At 47.3% G+C, this 20,307-nt stretch carries 18 protein-coding genes and 1 other RNA gene; 12 read left to right on the top strand and 7 right to left on the bottom strand.

The window, feature by feature from the left end:
• Nucleotides 1–4 precede the first annotated feature (4 nt).
• From R3D00_25840 to R3D00_25810, 7 genes are all read left to right on the top strand, one after another.
• Nucleotides 5–1,204, top strand: coding sequence for an FtsW/RodA/SpoVE family cell cycle protein (locus R3D00_25840; protein MEZ4776624.1), 1,200 nt, complete (start codon nucleotides 5–7; stop codon nucleotides 1,202–1,204).
• Nucleotides 1,201–2,298, top strand: coding sequence for an undecaprenyldiphospho-muramoylpentapeptide beta-N-acetylglucosaminyltransferase (murG, locus tag R3D00_25835; protein MEZ4776623.1), 1,098 nt, complete (start codon nucleotides 1,201–1,203; stop codon nucleotides 2,296–2,298). The genes R3D00_25840 and murG overlap by 4 nt, the downstream gene beginning before the upstream one ends.
• Entirely contained in the window at nucleotides 2,295–3,641 is a 1,347-nt protein-coding gene (murC, locus tag R3D00_25830; GenBank protein MEZ4776622.1) for a UDP-N-acetylmuramate--L-alanine ligase, read from the top strand. Before murG ends, murC begins: the two co-directional genes overlap by 4 nt.
• 23 nt (nucleotides 3,642–3,664) lie before the next feature.
• On the top strand, nucleotides 3,665–4,543 hold the full coding sequence (locus R3D00_25825; GenBank protein ID MEZ4776621.1) for a hypothetical protein: 879 nt from the start codon (nucleotides 3,665–3,667) through the stop codon (nucleotides 4,541–4,543).
• 77 nt (nucleotides 4,544–4,620) lie between these two features.
• A complete protein-coding gene (ftsA, locus tag R3D00_25820; GenBank protein MEZ4776620.1) occupies nucleotides 4,621–5,919 on the top strand; it encodes a cell division protein FtsA in 1,299 nt (432 codons plus the stop codon).
• A 29-nt stretch (nucleotides 5,920–5,948) separates the two neighbouring features.
• The gene (ftsZ, locus tag R3D00_25815; GenBank protein MEZ4776619.1) at nucleotides 5,949–7,259 is read left to right on the top strand and encodes a cell division protein FtsZ; all 1,311 of its coding nucleotides are present in this window, start codon (nucleotides 5,949–5,951) and stop codon (nucleotides 7,257–7,259) included.
• Between the two features lie 173 nt (nucleotides 7,260–7,432).
• Nucleotides 7,433–8,032: a hypothetical protein gene (locus R3D00_25810; GenBank protein MEZ4776618.1), complete on the top strand. Its 600-nt coding sequence runs from the start codon at nucleotides 7,433–7,435 to the stop codon at nucleotides 8,030–8,032.
• A gap of 7 nt (nucleotides 8,033–8,039) precedes the next feature.
• Here R3D00_25810 and ribD read toward each other — a convergent pair whose 3' ends face one another.
• From ribD to R3D00_25790, 4 genes are all read right to left on the bottom strand, one after another.
• Nucleotides 8,040–9,089 carry a bifunctional diaminohydroxyphosphoribosylaminopyrimidine deaminase/5-amino-6-(5-phosphoribosylamino)uracil reductase RibD gene (gene ribD / locus R3D00_25805; GenBank protein ID MEZ4776617.1) on the bottom strand — a complete coding sequence of 350 codons (1,050 nt, stop codon included), beginning with the start codon at nucleotides 9,087–9,089 and terminating at the stop codon, nucleotides 8,040–8,042.
• Between the two features lie 19 nt (nucleotides 9,090–9,108).
• An RNA gene (gene ffs, locus R3D00_25800) (signal recognition particle sRNA small type) lies at nucleotides 9,109–9,206 on the bottom strand.
• A 112-nt stretch (nucleotides 9,207–9,318) separates the two neighbouring features.
• Nucleotides 9,319–10,011 carry a response regulator transcription factor gene (locus R3D00_25795; GenBank protein MEZ4776616.1) on the bottom strand — a complete coding sequence of 231 codons (693 nt, stop codon included), beginning with the start codon at nucleotides 10,009–10,011 and terminating at the stop codon, nucleotides 9,319–9,321.
• Complete coding sequence (locus R3D00_25790; protein MEZ4776615.1) at nucleotides 10,004–11,446, bottom strand: HAMP domain-containing sensor histidine kinase; 1,443 nt, start codon at nucleotides 11,444–11,446, stop codon at nucleotides 10,004–10,006. Before R3D00_25790 ends, R3D00_25795 begins: the two co-directional genes overlap by 8 nt.
• 125 nt (nucleotides 11,447–11,571) lie before the next feature.
• On the opposite strand from R3D00_25790, the gene R3D00_25785 reads away from it, so the two are divergent.
• From R3D00_25785 to R3D00_25775, 3 genes are all read left to right on the top strand, one after another.
• Nucleotides 11,572–12,342, top strand: coding sequence for a GLPGLI family protein (locus R3D00_25785; GenBank protein MEZ4776614.1), 771 nt, complete (start codon nucleotides 11,572–11,574; stop codon nucleotides 12,340–12,342).
• Between the two features lie 220 nt (nucleotides 12,343–12,562).
• Nucleotides 12,563–15,400, top strand: coding sequence for a TonB-dependent receptor (locus R3D00_25780; GenBank protein ID MEZ4776613.1), 2,838 nt, complete (start codon nucleotides 12,563–12,565; stop codon nucleotides 15,398–15,400).
• A gap of 137 nt (nucleotides 15,401–15,537) precedes the next feature.
• Nucleotides 15,538–15,984: an SRPBCC family protein gene (locus R3D00_25775; protein ID MEZ4776612.1), complete on the top strand. Its 447-nt coding sequence runs from the start codon at nucleotides 15,538–15,540 to the stop codon at nucleotides 15,982–15,984.
• Between the two features lie 90 nt (nucleotides 15,985–16,074).
• Here R3D00_25775 and R3D00_25770 read toward each other — a convergent pair whose 3' ends face one another.
• Nucleotides 16,075–16,986, bottom strand: a complete 912-nt coding sequence (locus R3D00_25770; protein ID MEZ4776611.1) for a helix-turn-helix domain-containing protein — start codon at nucleotides 16,984–16,986, stop codon at nucleotides 16,075–16,077.
• On the bottom strand, nucleotides 16,983–18,050 hold the full coding sequence (locus tag R3D00_25765; protein MEZ4776610.1) for an NAD-dependent epimerase/dehydratase family protein: 1,068 nt from the start codon (nucleotides 18,048–18,050) through the stop codon (nucleotides 16,983–16,985). Before R3D00_25765 ends, R3D00_25770 begins: the two co-directional genes overlap by 4 nt.
• A 116-nt stretch (nucleotides 18,051–18,166) precedes the next feature.
• Between R3D00_25765 and R3D00_25760 the strand changes: the two genes are divergently transcribed.
• Both R3D00_25760 and R3D00_25755 read left to right on the top strand, forming a co-directional pair.
• Nucleotides 18,167–18,400 carry a VF530 family protein gene (locus R3D00_25760; GenBank protein MEZ4776609.1) on the top strand — a complete coding sequence of 78 codons (234 nt, stop codon included), beginning with the start codon at nucleotides 18,167–18,169 and terminating at the stop codon, nucleotides 18,398–18,400.
• Nucleotides 18,401–18,607: 207 nt separating this feature from the next.
• Complete coding sequence (locus tag R3D00_25755; GenBank protein MEZ4776608.1) at nucleotides 18,608–19,603, top strand: metallophosphoesterase; 996 nt, start codon at nucleotides 18,608–18,610, stop codon at nucleotides 19,601–19,603.
• 301 nt (nucleotides 19,604–19,904) lie between these two features.
• Here R3D00_25755 and R3D00_25750 read toward each other — a convergent pair whose 3' ends face one another.
• Entirely contained in the window at nucleotides 19,905–20,216 is a 312-nt protein-coding gene (locus tag R3D00_25750) for a rhodanese-like domain-containing protein (GenBank protein MEZ4776607.1), read from the bottom strand.
• Nucleotides 20,217–20,307 lie beyond the last annotated feature (91 nt).

Below are 20,307 nucleotides of genomic sequence, written 5' to 3'. Positions count from 1 at the left end.
CAAAATGATACGCTGGATTCTACATAGACTAAAAGGAGATAAGATCATCTGGATTCTGGTGATCCTGATCTCGCTTGTAAGTATTCTGGCTGTTTACAGTGCATCCAGTGCTTTATCCTTCCGGCTTCACGGGGGCGATACAGAGTATTTTTTGGTTAAACATACGATACTGCTGGGAATTGGCTTTTTTGTCATTTTCGCCATTCACCTGCTGGACTACCGGATTTTTGCACGCATTACAAACATTTTGCTGATTATCACAATCCCCCTGTTGTTATATACTATTTTCCAGGGTAGTGAGGTGAATGAAGCTGCGCGATGGATTTCGATTTTCGGCCAGTCTTTCCAGCCTTCCGACCTTGCGAAGCTCACCCTGATGATTTATCTGGCAAAGCTTCTCACACAACGGCAGGACGTGATCAAAGATTTTTATGAAGGTTTTCTTCCTTCGCTTTTTTGGGTATCGGTGATCTGTGGATTGATTGCACCTTCTGACCTTAGTACAGCAGCGCTGATGTTTATCGCCAGCATTATGGTCATGTTTATTGCAGGGATTGATATCAAATATTTGGGCATGCTGGCCGGAATTGCATTTATCGGACTGATCATTCTGGTGATGACTGCAAAACGTTCTGAAACCTGGCAGTCGCGCTGGGGCGATTATGTAGAGCGAATGACCAACGAGTATTACGATGGCAACGTGCAGACCACTCAGGCCAACGTGGCCATCGCTTCCGGCGGATTTTTTGGAAAAGGAGTGGGCAAAAGTGCACAGAGAAACTTTATCCCGCTGGCACATGCTGACTTTGTGTATGCAATTATCATAGAAGAATATGGCCTTTTGGGAGGAATGATTGTAATCGGATTGTACCTCATGCTGCTTTTCAGGAGCGTGAGTATTGTTACTGTGAGTAAGACATTTGGGGCCCTGATGGCGGCAGGATTATCATTTATACTCGTTTTGCAGGCTATGCTAAATATGGGGGTTACCGTTGGATTGTTGCCGGTAACCGGGCTTACCCTTCCTCTTATCAGTATGGGAGGTACCTCTATCCTTATGACTTCGATCTCGTTGGGAATTATCCTGAGTGTAAGCCGTGAGGCAATGGACCCAAGTGAGAAGAAACAGGCAAGAAAACCAGGCGTTTTTAAAAATATCAAACCACAGGGAAACGTAAAATTTAGACCCGCACGTCAGGCATGAGCAGAAAAGTTATCATATCGGGAGGTGGTACAGGAGGCCATATTTTTCCTGCTGTATCAATTGCGAATGAAATAAAGCGCCGGGAACCGGACGCGGATATTCTGTTTGTCGGTGCCAATGGCGGTATGGAGCTGACCGTGGTGCCTAAATATAATTTTCCGATCGAAGCGGTATGGATCAGTGGCATTCACCGCCAGATCACGTTGCAAAACATTGTGCGCAACCTGCTCTTTCCTTTAAAGTTTGTGGTAAGTATTGTTCAGGCGCTCACGATTGTCAACAGGTTCCGCCCGGAGATTGTAGTGGGGGTGGGGGGATTTGCCAGCGGCCCTCTGGGAAGAGTAGCTGCATGGAAAAAAATCCCGCTGTTTATCTGTGAACAAAATGCTTACCCGGGTTTGGTCAACAAATGGCTTGCGCCTAAGGCTTCTGGTATTTTGCTGGGAAATGCAGATGCAAAAAAGTATTTCCCAACAGGAAAAGTAGTCGTTACGGGCAATCCGATCAGAACCTTCGGCCTGTCTCCGAGAGCAGAAGCCGCAGCAAAACTGGGTATGGATCCCAACAAGCCGGTTTTGTTGAGCCTTGGCGGAAGTCTGGGTGCGTTGACGCTCAATGATGCTTTGCAGCAAAACCTGCAAAAGATCATTGATGCAGACGTTCAGCTGGTCTGGCAATGCGGCAAAAGGTATTATGAGACGCTGGCTCCGGCAATTACCAGCCATCCGAATATAAAGTTGATGCCATTTATCGATGATATGGCTGTTGCATATTCGGCTGCGGATTTGATTATCAGCCGTGCAGGTGGCAGTACGATTTCGGAGTTGATTGCGCTTTCAAAGCCATCTGTACTTGTCCCCTCACCCAACGTAGCCGAGGATCATCAGACCAAAAATGCTCTGTCTCTTTCTGAAAAAGATGCTGCCGTTTTGGTTCAGGATAAAGATGCCCGGGCAAAATTGGTAGATGAAGCACTGGCTATTCTGGGAGATAAAAAAAGACTGACACAACTGACTGATAAAATCTCTGCCATGGAAAAACACAATGCGGCAAAAGAGATTGTAGATGAACTCTTTAGTACTGGAAAAATATGAACGAAGTGAAAAATATCTACTTTTTGGGGATCGGAGGAATCGGAATGAGTGCGCTTGCACAATATTTCCATCTGAAGGGAAACCGCGTGAGTGGATATGACCGTTCGCGGTCCATCGTTACCGACCAGTTGGAGTCAGAGGGGATGACAGTTTTTTACACCATGGATGCTGCCCATCTGGAAGGACAGGATCTGATGATATATACGCCTGCGATCAGCAAACAAAGTGTGGAATATACGGCTGCCGTAAACGCTGGCGTGCCTACCATGAAACGCTCTCAGGCGTTGGGCGAAATCAGCCGCTCTTACCGTACGCTTGCGGTCGCCGGAACCCATGGCAAGACGACCACATCCACGATGCTTACCCATGTATTGCAAAGCAGCAATATTAACTGTACAGCATTTCTGGGTGGAATATCCAACAACCTGAAAGCGAATTTTATGCTGGGAACCACCGACTGGCTGGTGGTCGAAGCAGATGAATACGATCGTTCTTTTCTGACATTGACACCAGCGTTTGCCGTGATAACTTCTCTGGACGCAGATCATCTGGATATCTATGGTACACCGGAAGCCATGCGCGAAAACTATACTGTTTTTGCCGGGCAGTCGGAATATTTGCTGATAGAAGAAACGCTGAAAGACCAGTTTCCTGATCATAAGTCAGAAACATTTGGACTTGAGGCTGGAACCTATTATGCAGAAAACCTTCGGTTTGAAAACCTGACTACTACTTTTGATTTTGTAGCTCCGGGTATAAAAATCGCAGATCTGGTACTGCCTATGCCCGGAAGACATAATGTGAAAAATATGGTTGCAGCTATAGCGGTTGCATTGCATTGTGGCGCAGATGAAGCAGGGATAAGAAAGGCGGTTACCTCATTCAGCGGCATTTACAGAAGGTTTGATGTGCATGCGCATAGCGAAACACTGACCTATGTCGATGATTATGCCCATCACCCTACGGAGATAGCTGCTGTGGTCAGAACAGCCAGAGACCTGTTTCCGGAGCGTAAACTGATTGTGATTTTTCAGCCGCACCTGTTTACCCGCACGAGGGATTTTATGGACGGGTTTGCCGAAGAATTATCTAAATCAGATGCGGTAATCCTGATGGATATATACCCGGCCAGAGAAGAACCGCTGCCAGGAATTACTTCCGAAAAGTTGCTGGAACGAATAACCTGTTCGCAGAAAGCAATGGTGACGAAGGAGACGATGGCGGACCAGTTGCGCGAATGGATAGAAAAACCTGCCGTCATTATGAGCCTGGGAGCAGGAGACATTGACCGGGAAACAATAAAAATAAAGACCCTGACAGAACAGATAGATAAAACTTACTAACCGAACAAATTTAACGAACTACCATGTTTTTTCTGGTAAAAGCATATTCACCCCGCACAGCAGCTCCAAGGCTCAACCGGCCTTTTGAGGAAATCGATGCGGAGAAAAAGAAGCGCCGGAAGACGTCTGTTTCCTTCGGGAAAATCAGAATGAAAAACGCACTTCTTTATCCGGCAATAGCAGCTGTTGTGCTGGTCTTGTTTTCCCTTGCCGGGCTGTATCAGCAGAATATGGCGCTGAGTGATATTCAGGTCAAAATAGAAGCTGACAGTGATAATCAGTTTCTGAATGCAGAAGATATTACCAAAGTCATTACAGATAATGGGGAACGCAAGATCATCGGCGAAAAAATGAACCGTCTGGACCTGAAAGAGCTGGAGACAATCATCAAATCAGATCCAACGATTGAGGAGGCGGAAATCTATAAAAGCATACAGGGCGCCTTGCATATTGAGGCGAAACTTCGCAAGCCGGTAGCAAGACTCATTAATAATGACGGAAACTCCGTTTACCTCGACGAAGGTGGCCATAAGTTTCCGGATTCATACAGGCATGCTGCCAATGTAGTGCTGGTGAGAGGAGATTTTAACGAGGCAATTGTAGATACGTTTGAGTGTACCACAATCCTGGCAGCACTGCCGGTATTAAACTACATCAATACCCATGAATTCTGGAATGCCCAGATTTCAGAAGTAGAGATCAAACAAAGTGGAGAACTGGTATTGTATCCACAGGTAGGGGATATGTATGTGGAGTTTGGCCAGCCTGTGAGAATCGAGGAGAAGTTCAACAACCTGTTGGATTTTTATCGTCAGGTGGTGCGGGAAGTAGGGTTGGACAGGTACCGGTATGTGAGCGTGGAGTTCAGAGGCCAGGTGGTGGCAAAAAGAAAACGATCATAAAAATTACGTCATACTTGCTCAGCTAAGTAACGAAAGTCCTAAAAATTAAACGCAAAGCTATGTCTTCAGAAAAAGGAATGTCAACCGAAAAAATCGTCGTAGGTCTGGACATTGGCACAACAAAAATTTGCGCCATTGTCGGTAAACGCAACGAATTTGGCAAAATCAACATCCTGGGTTTGGGCAAGTCTCATTCCGACGGTGTAAGCCGTGGTGTTGTTGTCAACATTGAAAAAACAGTTCAGGCGATTCGCGAAGCGATTGCCGAAGCTGAAAAACAGTCAGGAATTAAAATTGAGGTGGTTCATGTCGGAATAGCCGGTGAGCATGTACGCAGCATGCAACACAAGGGTATTATTACACTGAACAATCCCGATTTTGAAATTGCTCAGGATGACGTGAGCCGTCTCCACATGGACATGTTCAAAATCGCTACCCAGCCTGGTACAGAAATCATCCACGTACTTCCGCAGGAGTACACGGTTGATGCGCAGTCCGGAATTATTGATCCCGTAGGCATGTCCGGGGTACGTCTGGAAGGCAACTTCCATATTGTAACCGGCCAGACTACCGCAGCCAATAATATCTATAAATGCGTGGTACGGGCCGGGCTTGAAGTGGCCGAGCTTATCCTCGAACCGCTGGCATCGAGTGCTGCTGTGCTGACTCCTGAGGAAAAAGAAGCGGGTGTTTGTTTGGTTGATATCGGTGGTGGTACGACAGATATTGCAGTATTTGAGAATAATATTATTCGCCATACCGCAGTCATTCCTTTCGGTGGAAACATCGTAACTGAGGACATCAAACATGGCTGTAAAGTCATGAAAAAACATGCAGAACTGCTGAAAGTCCAGTACGGAAGCGCTCTGGCTGACGCAGTAACGGAAGATGTGGTGATCAGTATTCCCGGACCACGCGACCGGCCCGCAAAGGAAATACACAAGAGCATGCTGGCTCGTGTGATCCAGTCAAGGATGGAAGAAATTACCGAGTTTATTGCCGCTGAGATCAAAAATTCGGGATATGAAGATAAACTGGTTGCAGGGATCGTGGTCACCGGCGGTGGCTCTCAACTGCAACATATGAAACAATGTGTGGAGTATGTTACAGGAATCGATACCCGCATCGGTCTTCCTGGAGAACACCTGGCCAGCGGTCTGGTGGACGAAGTAAACTTCCCTATGTATGCTACCGGAACCGGTCTTGTGATTATGGGACTGGAAGCAAATGAACTAGAACCTGTCCGCACCAGTGCAAAACGCGAAGCTGTTTCTCAGTTTCAACAGCGCGGTGGCGGCCCCAGAATCAGTTTCATCGACAAAGTGAAAACCTGGTTTGAAAGTACACTGACCAATACCGGTGATTTTATTGAATAAAAAGAGACTCACATCAAAAAATATTAGCCATGCAATTTGAATTTCCAAAAAATCAAAACTCTATCATAAAGGTAGTGGGAGTAGGTGGCGGCGGTGGGAATGCAGTGAACAATATGTTCGAAAAAGGCATTGAAGGCGTTGACTTCATTGTCTGTAATACTGATCTCCAGGCATTAAAAAATAGTCCTATCCCCTCCAAAATTCGTTTGGGTGCCAACCAGACCGAAGGCCTCGGCGCAGGTGCAAACCCCGAAATCGGAAAAAAATCTGCTATCGAAAGCCTCGAAGAGGTGCGTTCTGTCCTGAAAGAAAATACCAAAATGGTATTTATTACTGCCGGGATGGGCGGCGGTACCGGTACCGGTGCTGCACCTGTGCTCGCAGCAATGGCCAAGGAAATGGGCGTTCTCACGGTTGGGATCGTTACCACACCCTTCAAATTTGAAGGCCCGCGCAGAACCCAGCAGGCACTCGCCGGTATCGCCGAGCTTCAAAGTGTCGTGGATACGCTGATCGTCATTGACAACAATAACCTTCACAAAATCCTCGGATCCAATGTGACCATGAAGCGGGCATTTGAAGAAGCTGATCAGGTGCTCTGCAATGCTGCCAAAGGGATCGCTGAAATCATCACTACCGAAGGGTATATCAACGTTGACTTTGCAGACGTATGTACCATCATGCGCGATGGCGGTAAGGCCCTCATGGGTACTGCGACAGCCGAAGGCGATGGTCGCGCTATGCAGGCCGTTGAAATGGCGATTAACTCTCCGCTGCTCGATAATATCGGGGTAGAAGGTGCACGTGGTATTGTAGTGAATATTACTGCTTCTGAAGACTCTCTCCGTATGGACGAAACCACACAGGTGGTGGAATATGTGCAGGAATGTGCCGGTAACCAGTCCAACATCATTTACGGTATCGTATATGATGAGTCTATGGGCGAAAAAATCCGCGTTACCGTAATCGCTACCCGGTATGATGAAGTGAAAAAACAAGCAACTCCGGTCGTAGAAGCCGAAAAAACTGCTTCGCCGGTAAAACATCATCAGCTCGACGAAGAAGAAGTGATTCGCCGCGAAAAAGAAATCCGCCGGTTGAACCACCTCGAAAGAGAACAAAGAATCAAAAAGTTAAATTCCAAGGTTTATGATCTTCATGACCCGGAAAGTCTTCAGGGACTCGAAACCGTACCTGCGTATTTACGGAAAAGTGTGCTTGTAGACCCCGAAAAGCCGGATCATAAATCCCAGCTTTCGCGTTTAAGTGTTGACGAAGACCACGACAGAAAGTATAAACTCAAAGACAATAACTCTTTCCTGCATGATAATGTAGATTAAGAGAGAAGAAATTTTTTTATACTTTCAATCCCTTCCCGCTTTCTATTTACAGGAAGCGGGATTTTTTTTGTTTAGATTTCTCAAACAAACCATATGGGCTTAAATTCGGCACGATATAAGCATCTATTCCACATAAAGCTTGTCTTATCTTTGTACTTTAATCTGAATGAACCATGGGGTATTATCATAAATTTCTGTTTTTTGTCACACTGACATTTCTTTCTGTTACAGGTCTTTTTGCGCAGACCTATATGACCACAGCAGGTATTCGTCTGGGAAACTCTTATGGCCTTACCGTCAACCAACGAGTGATGAAAAAGGTCACAATAGAGGGCATTCTTCAAAATGATTTTAAATCAAAACAGAATAACTTCAACAGCACTACCTATCTCCACGTTCTGGCCCGCAGGCACAATAGCATTCTTTCGCGCAGAGCGAATGTCTATTACGGTGCAGGTCCGCACTTTGGATTTCAAAACGGGACGGGAGGAATTGCCGGTGTGGACGCCATCCTCGGAGCAGAAATGACCGTAGCCGGGTTGAATATTTCCGCTGACTTCAAACCGCATCTTACCTCCGGGGAAGGAAATGGTTTTGGGCTTAATACGGCAGTATCGGTACGCTACGTTTTTGTCAAGGATAACGCGGTGGATAAATGGAAACGCAACCAGCAGAAAAAGAAAAAGAAGCGGCAGCGCCAGCGTGAAAAGGATCAGGGCGAGAAAAAACCAGGGGAGGGGAAGTTTAAAATCAATCTCCCTAAAAAGAGTTAGTGGCCTGTCATCTGACCACTATTTTGGATCTCAGTATATCGCCGCCTGATAACGTCCTGCTGTCAAAGGAAAAATCCGGGGGGAGAACCGGTGCCGGAATGCCTGTGCCGGTTTTCGCCATTCCCTCAAAACAATACATCTCGTCATATACGCCCTGATCTATAAACTGCTGCAAAATTTCCCTTCCTCCTTCAATCAGGATGCTGCAAATTCCTTGTTCTGAATATAATTCCTCCAAAAGGGCGGAAAAATTGGTCCATTGGGTGGGGGAATAGTAGGCGACGTTTTCTGTCTTCGTTGTTTCTGCTCCCAAAATCATCGTTTTGTTTCCATCCGTAAACAGTTTCAATGTGCGGGGAAGAGAACCTTGTCTGTCGAAAACGATTCGCAGCGGATTTTCTCCCGGGTAATGTCTGGTGGTAAGGGATGGATTGTCTGATAATGCAGTTTTCCTGCCGACCAGAATCGCCTGATGGCTCGCTCTCAGTTTGTGAACCAGTACGTCGGACGGGAAATCTGTGATTTTTATGGGAATACCATTCCCCGCCTCATCGTGTCCTGCAATAAAACCATCGGCAGTCTGTGCCCATTTCAGGGTGATATAGGGGCGATGGTACAACTGGTTGACAAAAAAGGCGCGGTTGGCAAAGGTGAAAGGGGTAGTATCTTCGGCTAATTCTACTTCTACTCCATTTGCCCGGAGTCTTTCGATGCCTTTGCCTGCTACTTTGGGGTTGGGATCGAGGCAGCCGACGACCACGTGGGGAATTTTATGCTCCAGAATCAAATCCACACAGGGAGGCGTTTTGCCGAAATGATTGCAGGGTTCCAGGCTGACATAGATGGTAGAAGCGGGTAGAAGGGTTTGATCTTTAACATCCCTTACCGCTACGACTTCAGCATGCGGACCGCCGGAGTAGGGGTGGAATCCTTCGCCGATAATTGTACCATTGTGAACGATGACGGCACCTACTTTGGGGTTGGGGACAACCCTTGTTCCGCCCAGTTCTGCCAGTTGGAGGCAGCGGTGTAGAAATTGCAGGTCGGAGGTAGTCATGGAAAATTTGGGCAAAAAAAAAGGGGTAAGAACTATATCACACCGATCAACCACTTACCGTTGCTACCTTTCGGTCCTGGCGGAGTTCAGTAGGATCTGGTCGTACAGCCTTACCCGGTGCAAAAGTAGCTCGGGAAATGTTGATTCCAAAATTTTTATGAAAAATTTTATATATCCAGCGCATCCGTATCCATAGCGCGGAGTTTAAACCCCGCGCTACTGATAGGCCTCACCCCACCACAAAATGATACCCGACTCCCTTCAGCGTGATAATCTGCACTTTCTCATCGGCTTTGAGGTAGTCGCGCAGCCGGGCGATATATACGTCGAGGTTGCGGGAGTTGAAAAATGAGTCGTCGCCCCAAACCTGATTGAGAATGTCTGCCCGCTTGACTGAGTAGTTCCTGTGATCGGCCAGGATACCAAGAAGCTGGGCCTCCCGGTGGGAGAGTTTACGCACTTCCTCTCCGTGGTGTAATTCATATTTCTGCGGAAAAAAACTGTACTCTCCAAGTTGAATGGTTTCCTGGCTCAAACCCTGATTCTTTCCGGTTTTGGTCAGCTTCAGCAGGTTGTTGATCCTCACGATCAGTTCCTCCACACTAAATGGCTTCCGGATATAGTCATTTCCCCCCGAAGAAAATCCGCTCAGCAAATCCTCTGTCTGTACTTTGGCAGTGAGAAAAATGATGGGAATAGAAACATTTTCCGCCCTTATTTTTTTGCCCAACTCAAATCCGTCCACATTGGGAAGCATCACGTCGAGCACGCAAATGTCGGGCACCTGCTGCCGGAAAACCTGCATGACTTTCGCCCCATCGTGAACCATCACCACCTCAAAACCCCGGCTCTCCAGGCTTTCTCTGACGATTTTGGCCAGAAAAGGCTCGTCTTCCACATATAAAATCCGGGTCTTAGGCATGATCGGCGGGCAATAAAACGGTAAAACACGATCCTTTGCCAGGCTGGCTTTCGACGGAAATTGTGCCCTGATGTTTTTCCACTACACTGGCAACATAACTCAGTCCCAACCCATGCCCTTTGATATTGTGCCTGTCTCCGGTGGGTACGCGGAAAAATTTCTCGAAGATTTTTTCCCGGTACTCAGACGCAATTCCCATCCCCGAATCTTTAACCGAAAGGCTGATCTGCCCCTGGGCTTCTGCCAATGCGATTTCTATCTGCGGATGTTCTCCGCCGTATTTTAAGGCATTGTCGATCAGGTTATAGACGACGCTGGTGAGATGGAGCCGGTCGCCGGTAAGGGAGAATGGAATTTCGGGTGAATGAAAGGACACCTTTGCAGACAGCCTTTCAAACTGAAGTTTCATCGATCCGAGTATCTCCTGAATGATTTCCCGCAGACTCACGGTTTCCATTTTCAGTTCGGGTTCTGCTTTTTCAAACAGCGACATTTTCAGCACGCGATCCACGAGGATTGCCAGGCGGTTGAGTTCCTGCTGGGAAATGTCGAGATATTCGCGGGTGCGGTTGGGATCGTCCAGTGCGTTAAAATTGCGCAGGGCTTCGATAGCCACGCTTACGGTCGTGATGGGCGTTTTTAGCTCGTGGGTGACATTGCTGATGAAGTCGTTTTTGAGCTGGTTGAGCCGCTGCTGGTTGCGAAGGTTGCGGTAAGTAAGGTAAAATGCGAGAGAAATACATACAAACAGGAAAATCGAAAAGAGGATTTCGGGAACGATTTTTTTGAAAATATAGCCCTGATAATCATTGATATATACTGCATAACCTTCTTCACTGGGAATGTCAATATAAGAATGGGTGATAATTCCGCTAAATACAGAATCTGTATCCGCGACTTCCCCCAGTTTATAAGGCAAACCGAGCCCCGTATTTTTAATTTCCTCATCAAATTTTTGCTCAAGCAGGGGTTTTAGCGAAAGCTGACTTATCAGGGGTTGCCCGGAATCCAGGGTTCGCAGCGTATCGGTCATCGCAACAAACAGTGAAATGGAGCCTTTCCGTTTGTCTTTGTCATCTTCATTAAATCGTGAGCGAAAGGTAAACCGGAAGGTAGAATCTGAACCGGACAGGTTTGTGCCCGAACTTTGTCCCAGAATCGTGATTTGTTTGTCAGTATCTGTATTGATCCTTTTGCGGATACTAAAATGTTCATCCTTAGGTCTGTTGACATGAACCATCAGGGGATCGATATAAATCTGCTGTACAAGCGAATCTTCAATGTCGCGGATGGCATTGACAAATAGCTGGTCGGTCTCTTTTCGGAGGTTTTCCACCTCGGTCTGCCACACATTGCGCAGCCACAAAAACTGGAAAACCAGCAAAAGTGCCAGGCTTCCGATCATCAGCGATATGGATAATTGATTTCGGTTCACAAAGGTAAAAATACCGAATCCATGGATACCTGCCGCAGATTTTAACCTTAATTAACATTAAATCAAGGTTGATTAACCCGCCGGTAAATTCCCTGCATGTAGTTTTACAGTCAAAATAAATCTTTATGAAAAAACTACTAAACTTTTTATTTGCGCTGTTGCCGCTGTTTGCTTTCAGCCAGTCAGTTGAGGGCGAAGTAACTTATGAAGAAGTCATTCAACTGAAAATCCATCTTGAAGGAATGGAAGACGACGAAATGATGGCTATGCTGCCCAAAGAGCAGGCGGCAAAAAAGACACTCTATTTTTCTCCCGACGCTTCCCTCTACAAAGATGCGGAATCAGATGAGGACGAAAATCAGGAAATCAGTGGTGGAAGTGGCGAAATGCATTTTAAAATGATTATTGCCCGCCCCGACAACAAGCTCTATAAAGATCTTCAGGAAGAGCAGAAAATCGAGCAGCGGGAGTTTATGGGGAAAGTATTTCTGATCAAAGACGAGTTGAAATCCTACGAGTGGAAACTGACCGGCGAACAAAAACAGATCGGTGAATATATCTGCCAGAAAGCTACCATGGCCGACAGTGTTACAAAGACGGAAGTGTGGTTTACCCCGCAAATTCCGGTTTCCACCGGGCCGGGCAACCTGGGCCGTCTGCCGGGACTGATTCTCGAAGTGAGTATCAACGACGGAGAACAGACCATTGTCGCCAAAGAAGTGAAAATCGGCAAAGTGGAAAGCGACTTGATGGCTGCGCCTTCAAAAGGAAGAGAAGTCACACAGGCCGAATTTGAAGAAATCATGAAAGAAAAAATGAAGGAAATGGAAGCCGAAATGGGCGGAAGCGGAAGCGGTGGCGGAACAACCATCAAGTTTATTCAAAGGCGAAATTAAAGGCTAAGAAAAAATAACCACGAAGCACACAAGGGAAAACCATCTACTGAGCAGATACACAAAGAAAACGTGTAAGTGTTGTCTTCTGTAAATTCATACACACCAGAAACCTTAGTGTACTTCGTGAGACCTTAGTGTCCTTCGTGGTTAACAGTAGCATCTTTAGCGTTCGTCGTGGTTTCGAGAGATAAAAACAATTTTAACCAAACTACTCTTCCCCATGCCCAGAATTTTTCTCATTTCTATCATATTGGCGTTAATCACCCTGTCCGTAAATATGTACGGACAGGAGGCGACAACCATGGTTTCCGGTACAGTACTCGATACCGCCAACGCGCCTCTGATGGCGGCTACGGTTACGCTGTTGAAAGCGGCCGACTCTGTTCTGGTTTCGTTTTCGCTCAGCGACAAGACGGGGAAGTTTCTCTTCAAAAAAACTAAGCCTGGTGAATACATCCTCCAAATCACCTATATCGGCTACCGGCAGGCAAGCCGTACACTTTCCGTCAAAGGTGATACACCGGAAATCAATCTGGGCGATATTCCGCTGGAGCCTCTTGACCTTTCACTGGGAGAAGTTACCATAGAAGGACAGCGAACCCCCATTCTCATCAAAAGAGACACGATCGAATACAACGCCGACGCTTTCCAAACCCAGCCCAACGCCGTAGTCGAAGATCTCCTCAAAAAACTTCCCGGCGTGGAGGTTGACCAGAACGGTACCATCAAAGCGCAGGGAAAAGAAGTGCGGAAAGTATATGTGGATGGGAAAGAATTTTTCGGAGACGACCCCAAAATCGCCAGCAAAAATCTGCCTGCCAATGCGGTGGACAAAGTGCAGGTTTATGATAAAAAGTCAGACTTTGCAGAGTTTACCGGCATAGATGACGGGCAGCGGGAAAAGACCATTAACCTTTCGCTGAAAGAGGACAAAAAGAAGGGGGTATTTGGCAATGTAACCGGTGGTTACGGCACAAAAGACCGGTTTGAAGGCCGCGCCAACGTTAACCGGTTTACCAAAAAACTTCAGTTTTCCGGCCTGGGCATGCTCAACAACACCAACCAACAGGGGTTTGGCATCGATGATTATATCAACTTTATGGGCGGGTTGCAGAATATGATGTCGTCAGGTGGTGGCGGAGGTGGTGGTTCTTTCCGCATTTCGCTCAATGCCAGCGACCTGGGACTGCCTATCAACAATGCACTGGGAAGCGGATTTACCACAACGGCAGCCGGAGGACTGAACTTCAATTACGATTTCAGTAAAAAGACCGAACTCAGTACCAACTACTTCTACAGCGGAATCAAAAACGAAACAGAAAGCAGCACCTTCCGTCAGAATTTTCTCGGCGAAAGTGTGTTTAATTCGGACGAAAATACCGACCAGACCAGCCGCAATCAAAATCACCGCATCAATCTGACATTGCGGCATGAGATCGATTCATCTAAGAATATCATTTTCCGCTCCAATTTTGGCTTTAACGATGCCGGGCTGGACCTCAATAGCAACAGCCGCGCACTGAATGAACTCGGATTTACCGAAAACAGCAGCCTGCGTACCAACACTTCCGACGGAACGAATCTCAGCTTTCGAAACAACTTCACTTATCGCCAGCGGTTTGCCAAAAAGGGCAGGGCAGTGGTGGCAAACGCAAATCTCGGTCTTACCAGCAATGACCGGACTGCGCTCATCGGATCGATCAACCGGTATCTGCCTGAGGACCCGTTGTACGCCTTCTCAGACAGTGTAAATCAGTCGCAAATACAAAATGGCGATCAGCTTGACTATAGCGCAAGGCTGACTTATACAGAACCTCTGGGCAAGGGCAAGTTTCTGGCTTTTAACCTTTCCCATCAGAACTATGGCAATAAGCTGATCCGCGATGTGTTTGACATTCGCCCCAACGACAATCCCCGGGAAATCCTCAATACAGACCTGAGCAACCACTACCAGCGCGGCTATTTTTACGAAAGAGCGGGTATGGATTTTCAGTACAACCGCAAAAAGTTCAATTTTACTACGGGGGTAAACCTTCAGCAGTCGCGCCTTCGTGGAGAAATATTTACCAGCGGGACCACCATTCGCCAGAACTTTCTCAATATCCTTCCCCTGATGCGGGCCAATTTTAATTTCACCACATCTACGAGTCTGGGACTTGACTACGAAACCAGCGTGCGGGAACCTTCACTGGAGCAGTTGCAGCCCATTGCGGACAACTCCAATCCGCTGAGCATTGTCATTGGCAATCCGAACCTCCGTCCGGAGTATTCCCATCAGATGAATTTGCGCTACAATTCATACAGCGCGTTTACCTTTACCAGTTTGTTTGCCAATCTGGAGGCCACTTATACCCAAAACAAAATCACCAATTCGCGGAGCATCGATTCGCTGTTCCGGCAGATCACAACACCTGTAAACGTAGCCAGAGACCTGCGAATTGCCGGGAGTCTGAGTTTTGGTACGCCCATCAAACCCATAAAAAGCAGAATCAACCTGGATTTAAATTCTATTTACAACCGGGGAATATTGTTTGTCAACAGCCGCGAAAACAATGTGGACCGGTTGATCAATTCGGTGGGATTGAGCATCGAAAACCGCAACAAAGACGTGGTGGACATCGTGTTGGGGGTAGATTTTGATCACAACCTGACGCGGTATTCGGTGAATCAGGATTTAAATCAGGCATTTTTGAACAAGCGGTATTACGCCGACTTTTCTGTCAACTTTGCCAAAACCTGGGCCTTGCGCACGGGCATCAACTACGCCGTATATGCCGGTACAGCTTTTAATGAAGAGACCCGAATTCCGCTGTGGAAAGCTTCACTGTCGAAGTATGTGCTGAAAAACCGCAGAGGCGAGATCAAACTATCGGCATTTGACATGCTCAATCAGAATCTGGGCTTTAGCCGCACGAGCGAGCTGAACTATATCGAAGAAGTGCAGACGTTGACATTGAGCCGGTATTTTTTGCTGGGCTTTACGTATAACCTTTCAAAGTTTGGCGCGGCGGGAGAGCCCGGTGGGAGTGGGATCAGGATTATCCAGCGGGGGAAGTAGGGCTATGTCCGGCGAGCAATATGAAAGGTTTGTGGAAAACAGGAAATTGTTCAACTGGAAGCTAAAAAACCTGTCAGCAGATAGTAAATTTTCTGTAGAATAAGTACATTTCGCTGAGAAACGTAACCTTCAAACGAATGCCCAACCCATTGACGATCACCCAAAATATCGCAATACAGGCTACTCCTGAGGCGATTTTTAAGATTCTTGCAGATGTTGAACACTGGCATTTGTGGACGGCTTCTATAAAAAAAATTGTCCTTATCAACAACACTGTACTTGGTCCTGGTGTCAGTGCAAAAGTTTTTCAACCCAGACTACTTCCCAATGTCTGGAAAGTGATACAATACGAGGAAAACCGATCTTTTACGTGGGTATCAAAATCTCCGGGTTTGACGATGACTGCTGGTCATGCCTTGTCACCGGGCGATAATCATACAGCCGTATCGCTAACGATGACCTATGAAGGTTTTTTGGCTAAGCTGTTATACAAGATGACGGCTAACCTGACTTCCCAATATATGACCATGGAAATTGAAGGCCTGAAAAAAGTGTGTGAACAACGCCCGTCCGGTACGAATTAATCGCGATTTTTAGGCCAAAACCTGAAGGAATCAATAATTGAAACGTATTCTATCCCACAACACAGGCTTTAGCCTCATGGTTTCCGCCCCTCAATTCAAACTCTTATACTCCACCGGGCTCATGCCGGTTTTGGCTTTGAATAGTTTGGTGAAGTGCTGCGGATACTCGAAACCTAGTCCGTAGGCAATCTGGCTGACGGGTTCGGTGGAGCCGAGCAACATCGTTTTTGCCTTGTCGATCACAAAATGGTGAATATGCTCCTGGGCATTTCTGCCGGTTTCTTTTTTCAGCAAATCGCTGAGATAATGCGAAGACATATTCATCTGCTCACCGCAGTATTTGACGGTCGGGAGACCTGATTCTGCGGGTTTTTGGGAGTTGTAATAGTCCCGCAAGAGGTTTTCAAATTTGGAGGCCAGATCCTGGTTGAGGTTGGACCGGGTGTAAAATTGCCGGTCATAATACCTTGCGCAGTAATTGAGCAGGAGTTCGATATTGGAGACGATCAGCCCCTGGCTATGTTTGTCCAGATTAAGGCTCAGTTCTTTTTCTATTTTTTTTACAATCTCGGTCAATGATTTTCTCTCTTCCTCAGATACGTGAAGCGCCTCAGACACTTCGTAGTCAAAAAAGGTGTAGGTGTGAATTTTTTTCCCCAACTCTGACTTCCTGATCAGGTCGGGGTGGAATAATAACAACCAGCCTTTTCCATTTTGGGTATTATTGGGTACGCCTGTATGGGTGAGTACCTGCCCGGCTTTCATAAATGCCAGCGTCCCTTCCCCAAAATCATATGAATTACGGCCATAACCAATTTCACACTCAACCCCTTCCTTCATCCATATTTGAAACAAATCCACTCTCACCCGGAAGCCAATTTCCTGAGGGATATGGTGCAATTCGTTTTGAGGGATAACCGAAACGAGCGGATGTTTGGGCTTTTTTACACCCAAAATCATATGGGCTTCGGTTACAGTTTGGATCAATTGAAGATCTTTCATTTTGCCTGGATCATATTATTGTCGATCAGCGACTGGAAAGAATCGATCATCGTGTTTTCCAATGACCGGTATTTCATGCCCAGCTCCTTTTTGCTTTTGAGGTTATCGGCCCGCCACACCTGATTGACGTTATTTCTGACAAACTTCCTCGTAATCGCTTTGTTTACCATCGGGCCAATCAAAAACAACAGCCATTTGGGCAGCGCCGAGTTGGGCACTTTGTACTGGCTGCCAAATTTTGTGTGCAGAATTTGGGCCATTTGAAGGAAATTGGTGTTGTGGCCGGCAATGATATTTCTGCCATTGGCTTTCGGGATAAAACCTGCCTGATAATGTGCTTCTGCGAGGTCTCTCACATCCACGACTCCCATTCCGATATTGGGCACACCCATGCGCAGTGTACCATCGCCCAATTGCTTCAGGAGATGAAAACTTTCGGAAGTTGCGGTTTTGGGGTTCAGCGGCGGTCCCAAAACCATACATGGGTTGACCACCACCAGATCCCAGCGGGATTGGTCTTTGACCATTTTCCAGGCTTCCTGTTCGGCCAGTGTTTTGGAGTAGGAGTATGGCTGATATTCGAGGGAAGCTGTTGTATTCCAGACTTTTTCTGTCAGAATACCATCGGGTGCGGCCTGCACGTCAATACAATCGGTGTAGATCGCGGCACAACTGCTGGTAACCACCACCCGTTTTACCGAAGCGGTCTGATTGGCCTGATCCAGCACATTTTTCGTACCGAGGACGGCGGGGTCAATGAGCTCTTTTTGCGGATCAGAGAAATTGCTGGTGAAAGGCGAAGCCGTGTGGTATACCAGTTCGCAGCCTTCCATAGCTTCGGCATAACTGCCATTTGCCAGCAGGTCAGACTTGAAATATTTGATCTGACCTTTGGAATTGGCGGCCAGCTCGTTGAGGTGGCTCAGTTTTGCGTGGTCATTGGGATTTCTGACCGCAGCGTGGACAGTCAGCCCTTCTTCCAGCAATTTTTTGATTACCCATCCGGCGACATAACCGGTGGCGCCAGTGACTAAGATTGGTTTGGATTTATCTATGGTTACCATTTTCTGAAATTTTATAAGGCAAAGATGGCGACATTCGTTTATACGAAAGTATATATTTTGCAGAATGGCTTATACTTTTTGCATTTTTGTACTGAACCTTTTTCCGATCAAATCCCATGAAAGACTCCGACAACGAACAACCCAACAACCCCTTACACGGCGTGAAGCTGGCCGACATCCTCGCGTATTTAGAGGAAGCCTATGGTTGGGAAGAATTAGGTGATCGCATCCCGATTCGCTGTTTTACTCATGACCCTTCCATCAAATCCAGCCTCACCTTTTTGCGAAAAACACCCTGGGCGCGGGAAAAAGTGGAGCAACTCTACCTTCGCAGCATCAGGCGAAAATGAGCCAAGGGTTTTTCTTTGTGGTTTATATTCTCTGTCCCCATAATTTTACGGAATTATAAACTTGTTGAGATAATGAACCGCTAAGGAAATCCGATGCCTAACCTTTCTTGAATAGCCACGAATCACACGAATTTCCACTAATCGGGATGCCTAAACCCCAATAAGTTTATAATTTCATTTTTTATATTGGGTCGAAAAATACTACCTATGAACCGCCGAAAAGTCCTCCAGTCGCTCGCCGCCACCAGTCTGGCAATGCCGTTGTACCCTTATGCCCGGGCTCATTCGCAGGCCGAAAGCCGGCAAAAAAGGGGCAGTTTTGCCCTCGACGGCAATCACCTCCGGTTTTTTAATACGGCAATTGAAAAGTCTTTTCAGATTACCATGCTGGCCGATACGCACCTGTTTACCGACGACATGCGAGGCGAGTTTTACCGCCCCTACAGCGCGCGGATGGCAAAGGCCTACAACGAAACCCGGCACTTCCGCACGGGCCTGCCGACGAATCCCGAAGCTGGCTTTCGCGAGGCACTGGCGATTGCCCAGGACGAGCAGTCAGAACTGGTCGCGCTGATCGGTGATATCTTCAGCTTTCCTTCGGAGGCGGGCATCGAATGGGCGTTGGCGCAGCTCCAACAGGCCGGTCTTCCCTACCTCTACACCGCAGGAAACCACGACTGGCATTATGAAGGTCTGCCCGGCCCACATGCAGCGCTACGCGCCACCTGGTGCGAAAGTCGCCTGAAACCGCTCTATCAGGGCGAAAATCCCCTCATGGGCGTGAGGGAAATCAATGGGGTTCGTTTTGTGTCGATCGACAACTCCACCTACGAGATTCTGCCTGAGCAACTGGCCTTTTTCCAGGCCCAGGCCGCCTACAAACAACCGATGGTATTGCTCCTGCATATTCCGCTTTACGCACCGGGCCGGACGGTGGGCTATGGCTGCGGCCATCCCGAATGGGGCGCCGCCACCGACAAAAACTACGAAATCGAGCGGCGCGAACGCTGGCCCGAAACCGGCCATACGCCTACGACCTTCCGCTTTCACCGCGAAGTATTCCGCAGTCTTCACCTTATGGGTATCCTCGCCGGACACATTCACAAGCCCACCCTGGACGTGATCCAGGGCATTCCGCAAGTGGTGACAGATGCTAATGCGACAGGCGCGTATCTGAAGGTGGAGTTTGTGGCGGAGGGGTGAGGGCAACCGCTGTAGAGGCGCAAACCAAAATGTCGCATCTGGGGTTTTGCGAGTCTGGTTATTGGCTATTTGCTATTAGCTGTTGGCTATTAGCTATTAGCTGTTGGGGGTTGGCTTCTGATTTCTGCCCTCTGACCTCAATGCGGGCTGTCGGGATTGGGATTAGCGCTTTTTGTCCTCATGCGCGCTGCCCGGTTTCTCCAACGGAGAAACCTTTTTCGCTCTCATGAGTAGCATCTCCTTCTAACAGATAACACCGACATTTTGGTTTGTGCCGCTGTACATGCCAGCTTTTCTGCGATTAGATTTTATTTCTCAGACTCATCCAACTGCCGCCGTTGTGAACGTTGGTGTAGCCGTTGGCGATCAGAATGCTTTTTGCAGTGGCGCTGCGCATACCGCTGGCGCAGCAGGTGATGATGGGCTTATCTTTTTTCAGCTTTTTCAAATTATTGCTGAGGGTATCCACGGAGATGTTGACAGATCCTTTGATGTGTCCGCCCGCATATTCGGACTTAGTTCTGACATCGAGGATAATGGCCCCTTGTTGTACCAGTTCGGCGTAATCGACTTTGGGGCCAAAGCCCAGTAAATTTTTGAGTGCGTTGAGCATATTTGTTGAAAATTATGATAAAGGGGTAATAGGGCTGGTTTGCGTTGCAGGATACAATTTCATGGGCACGAAGGTCGGTCGGGAATTTGTG

It is taken from the genome of Bacteroidia bacterium (assembly GCA_041391665.1).
Lineage (GTDB): Bacteria > Bacteroidota > Bacteroidia > J057 > J057 > JAGQVA01.
This window is presented reverse-complemented; position numbering and strand designations above follow the sequence as displayed.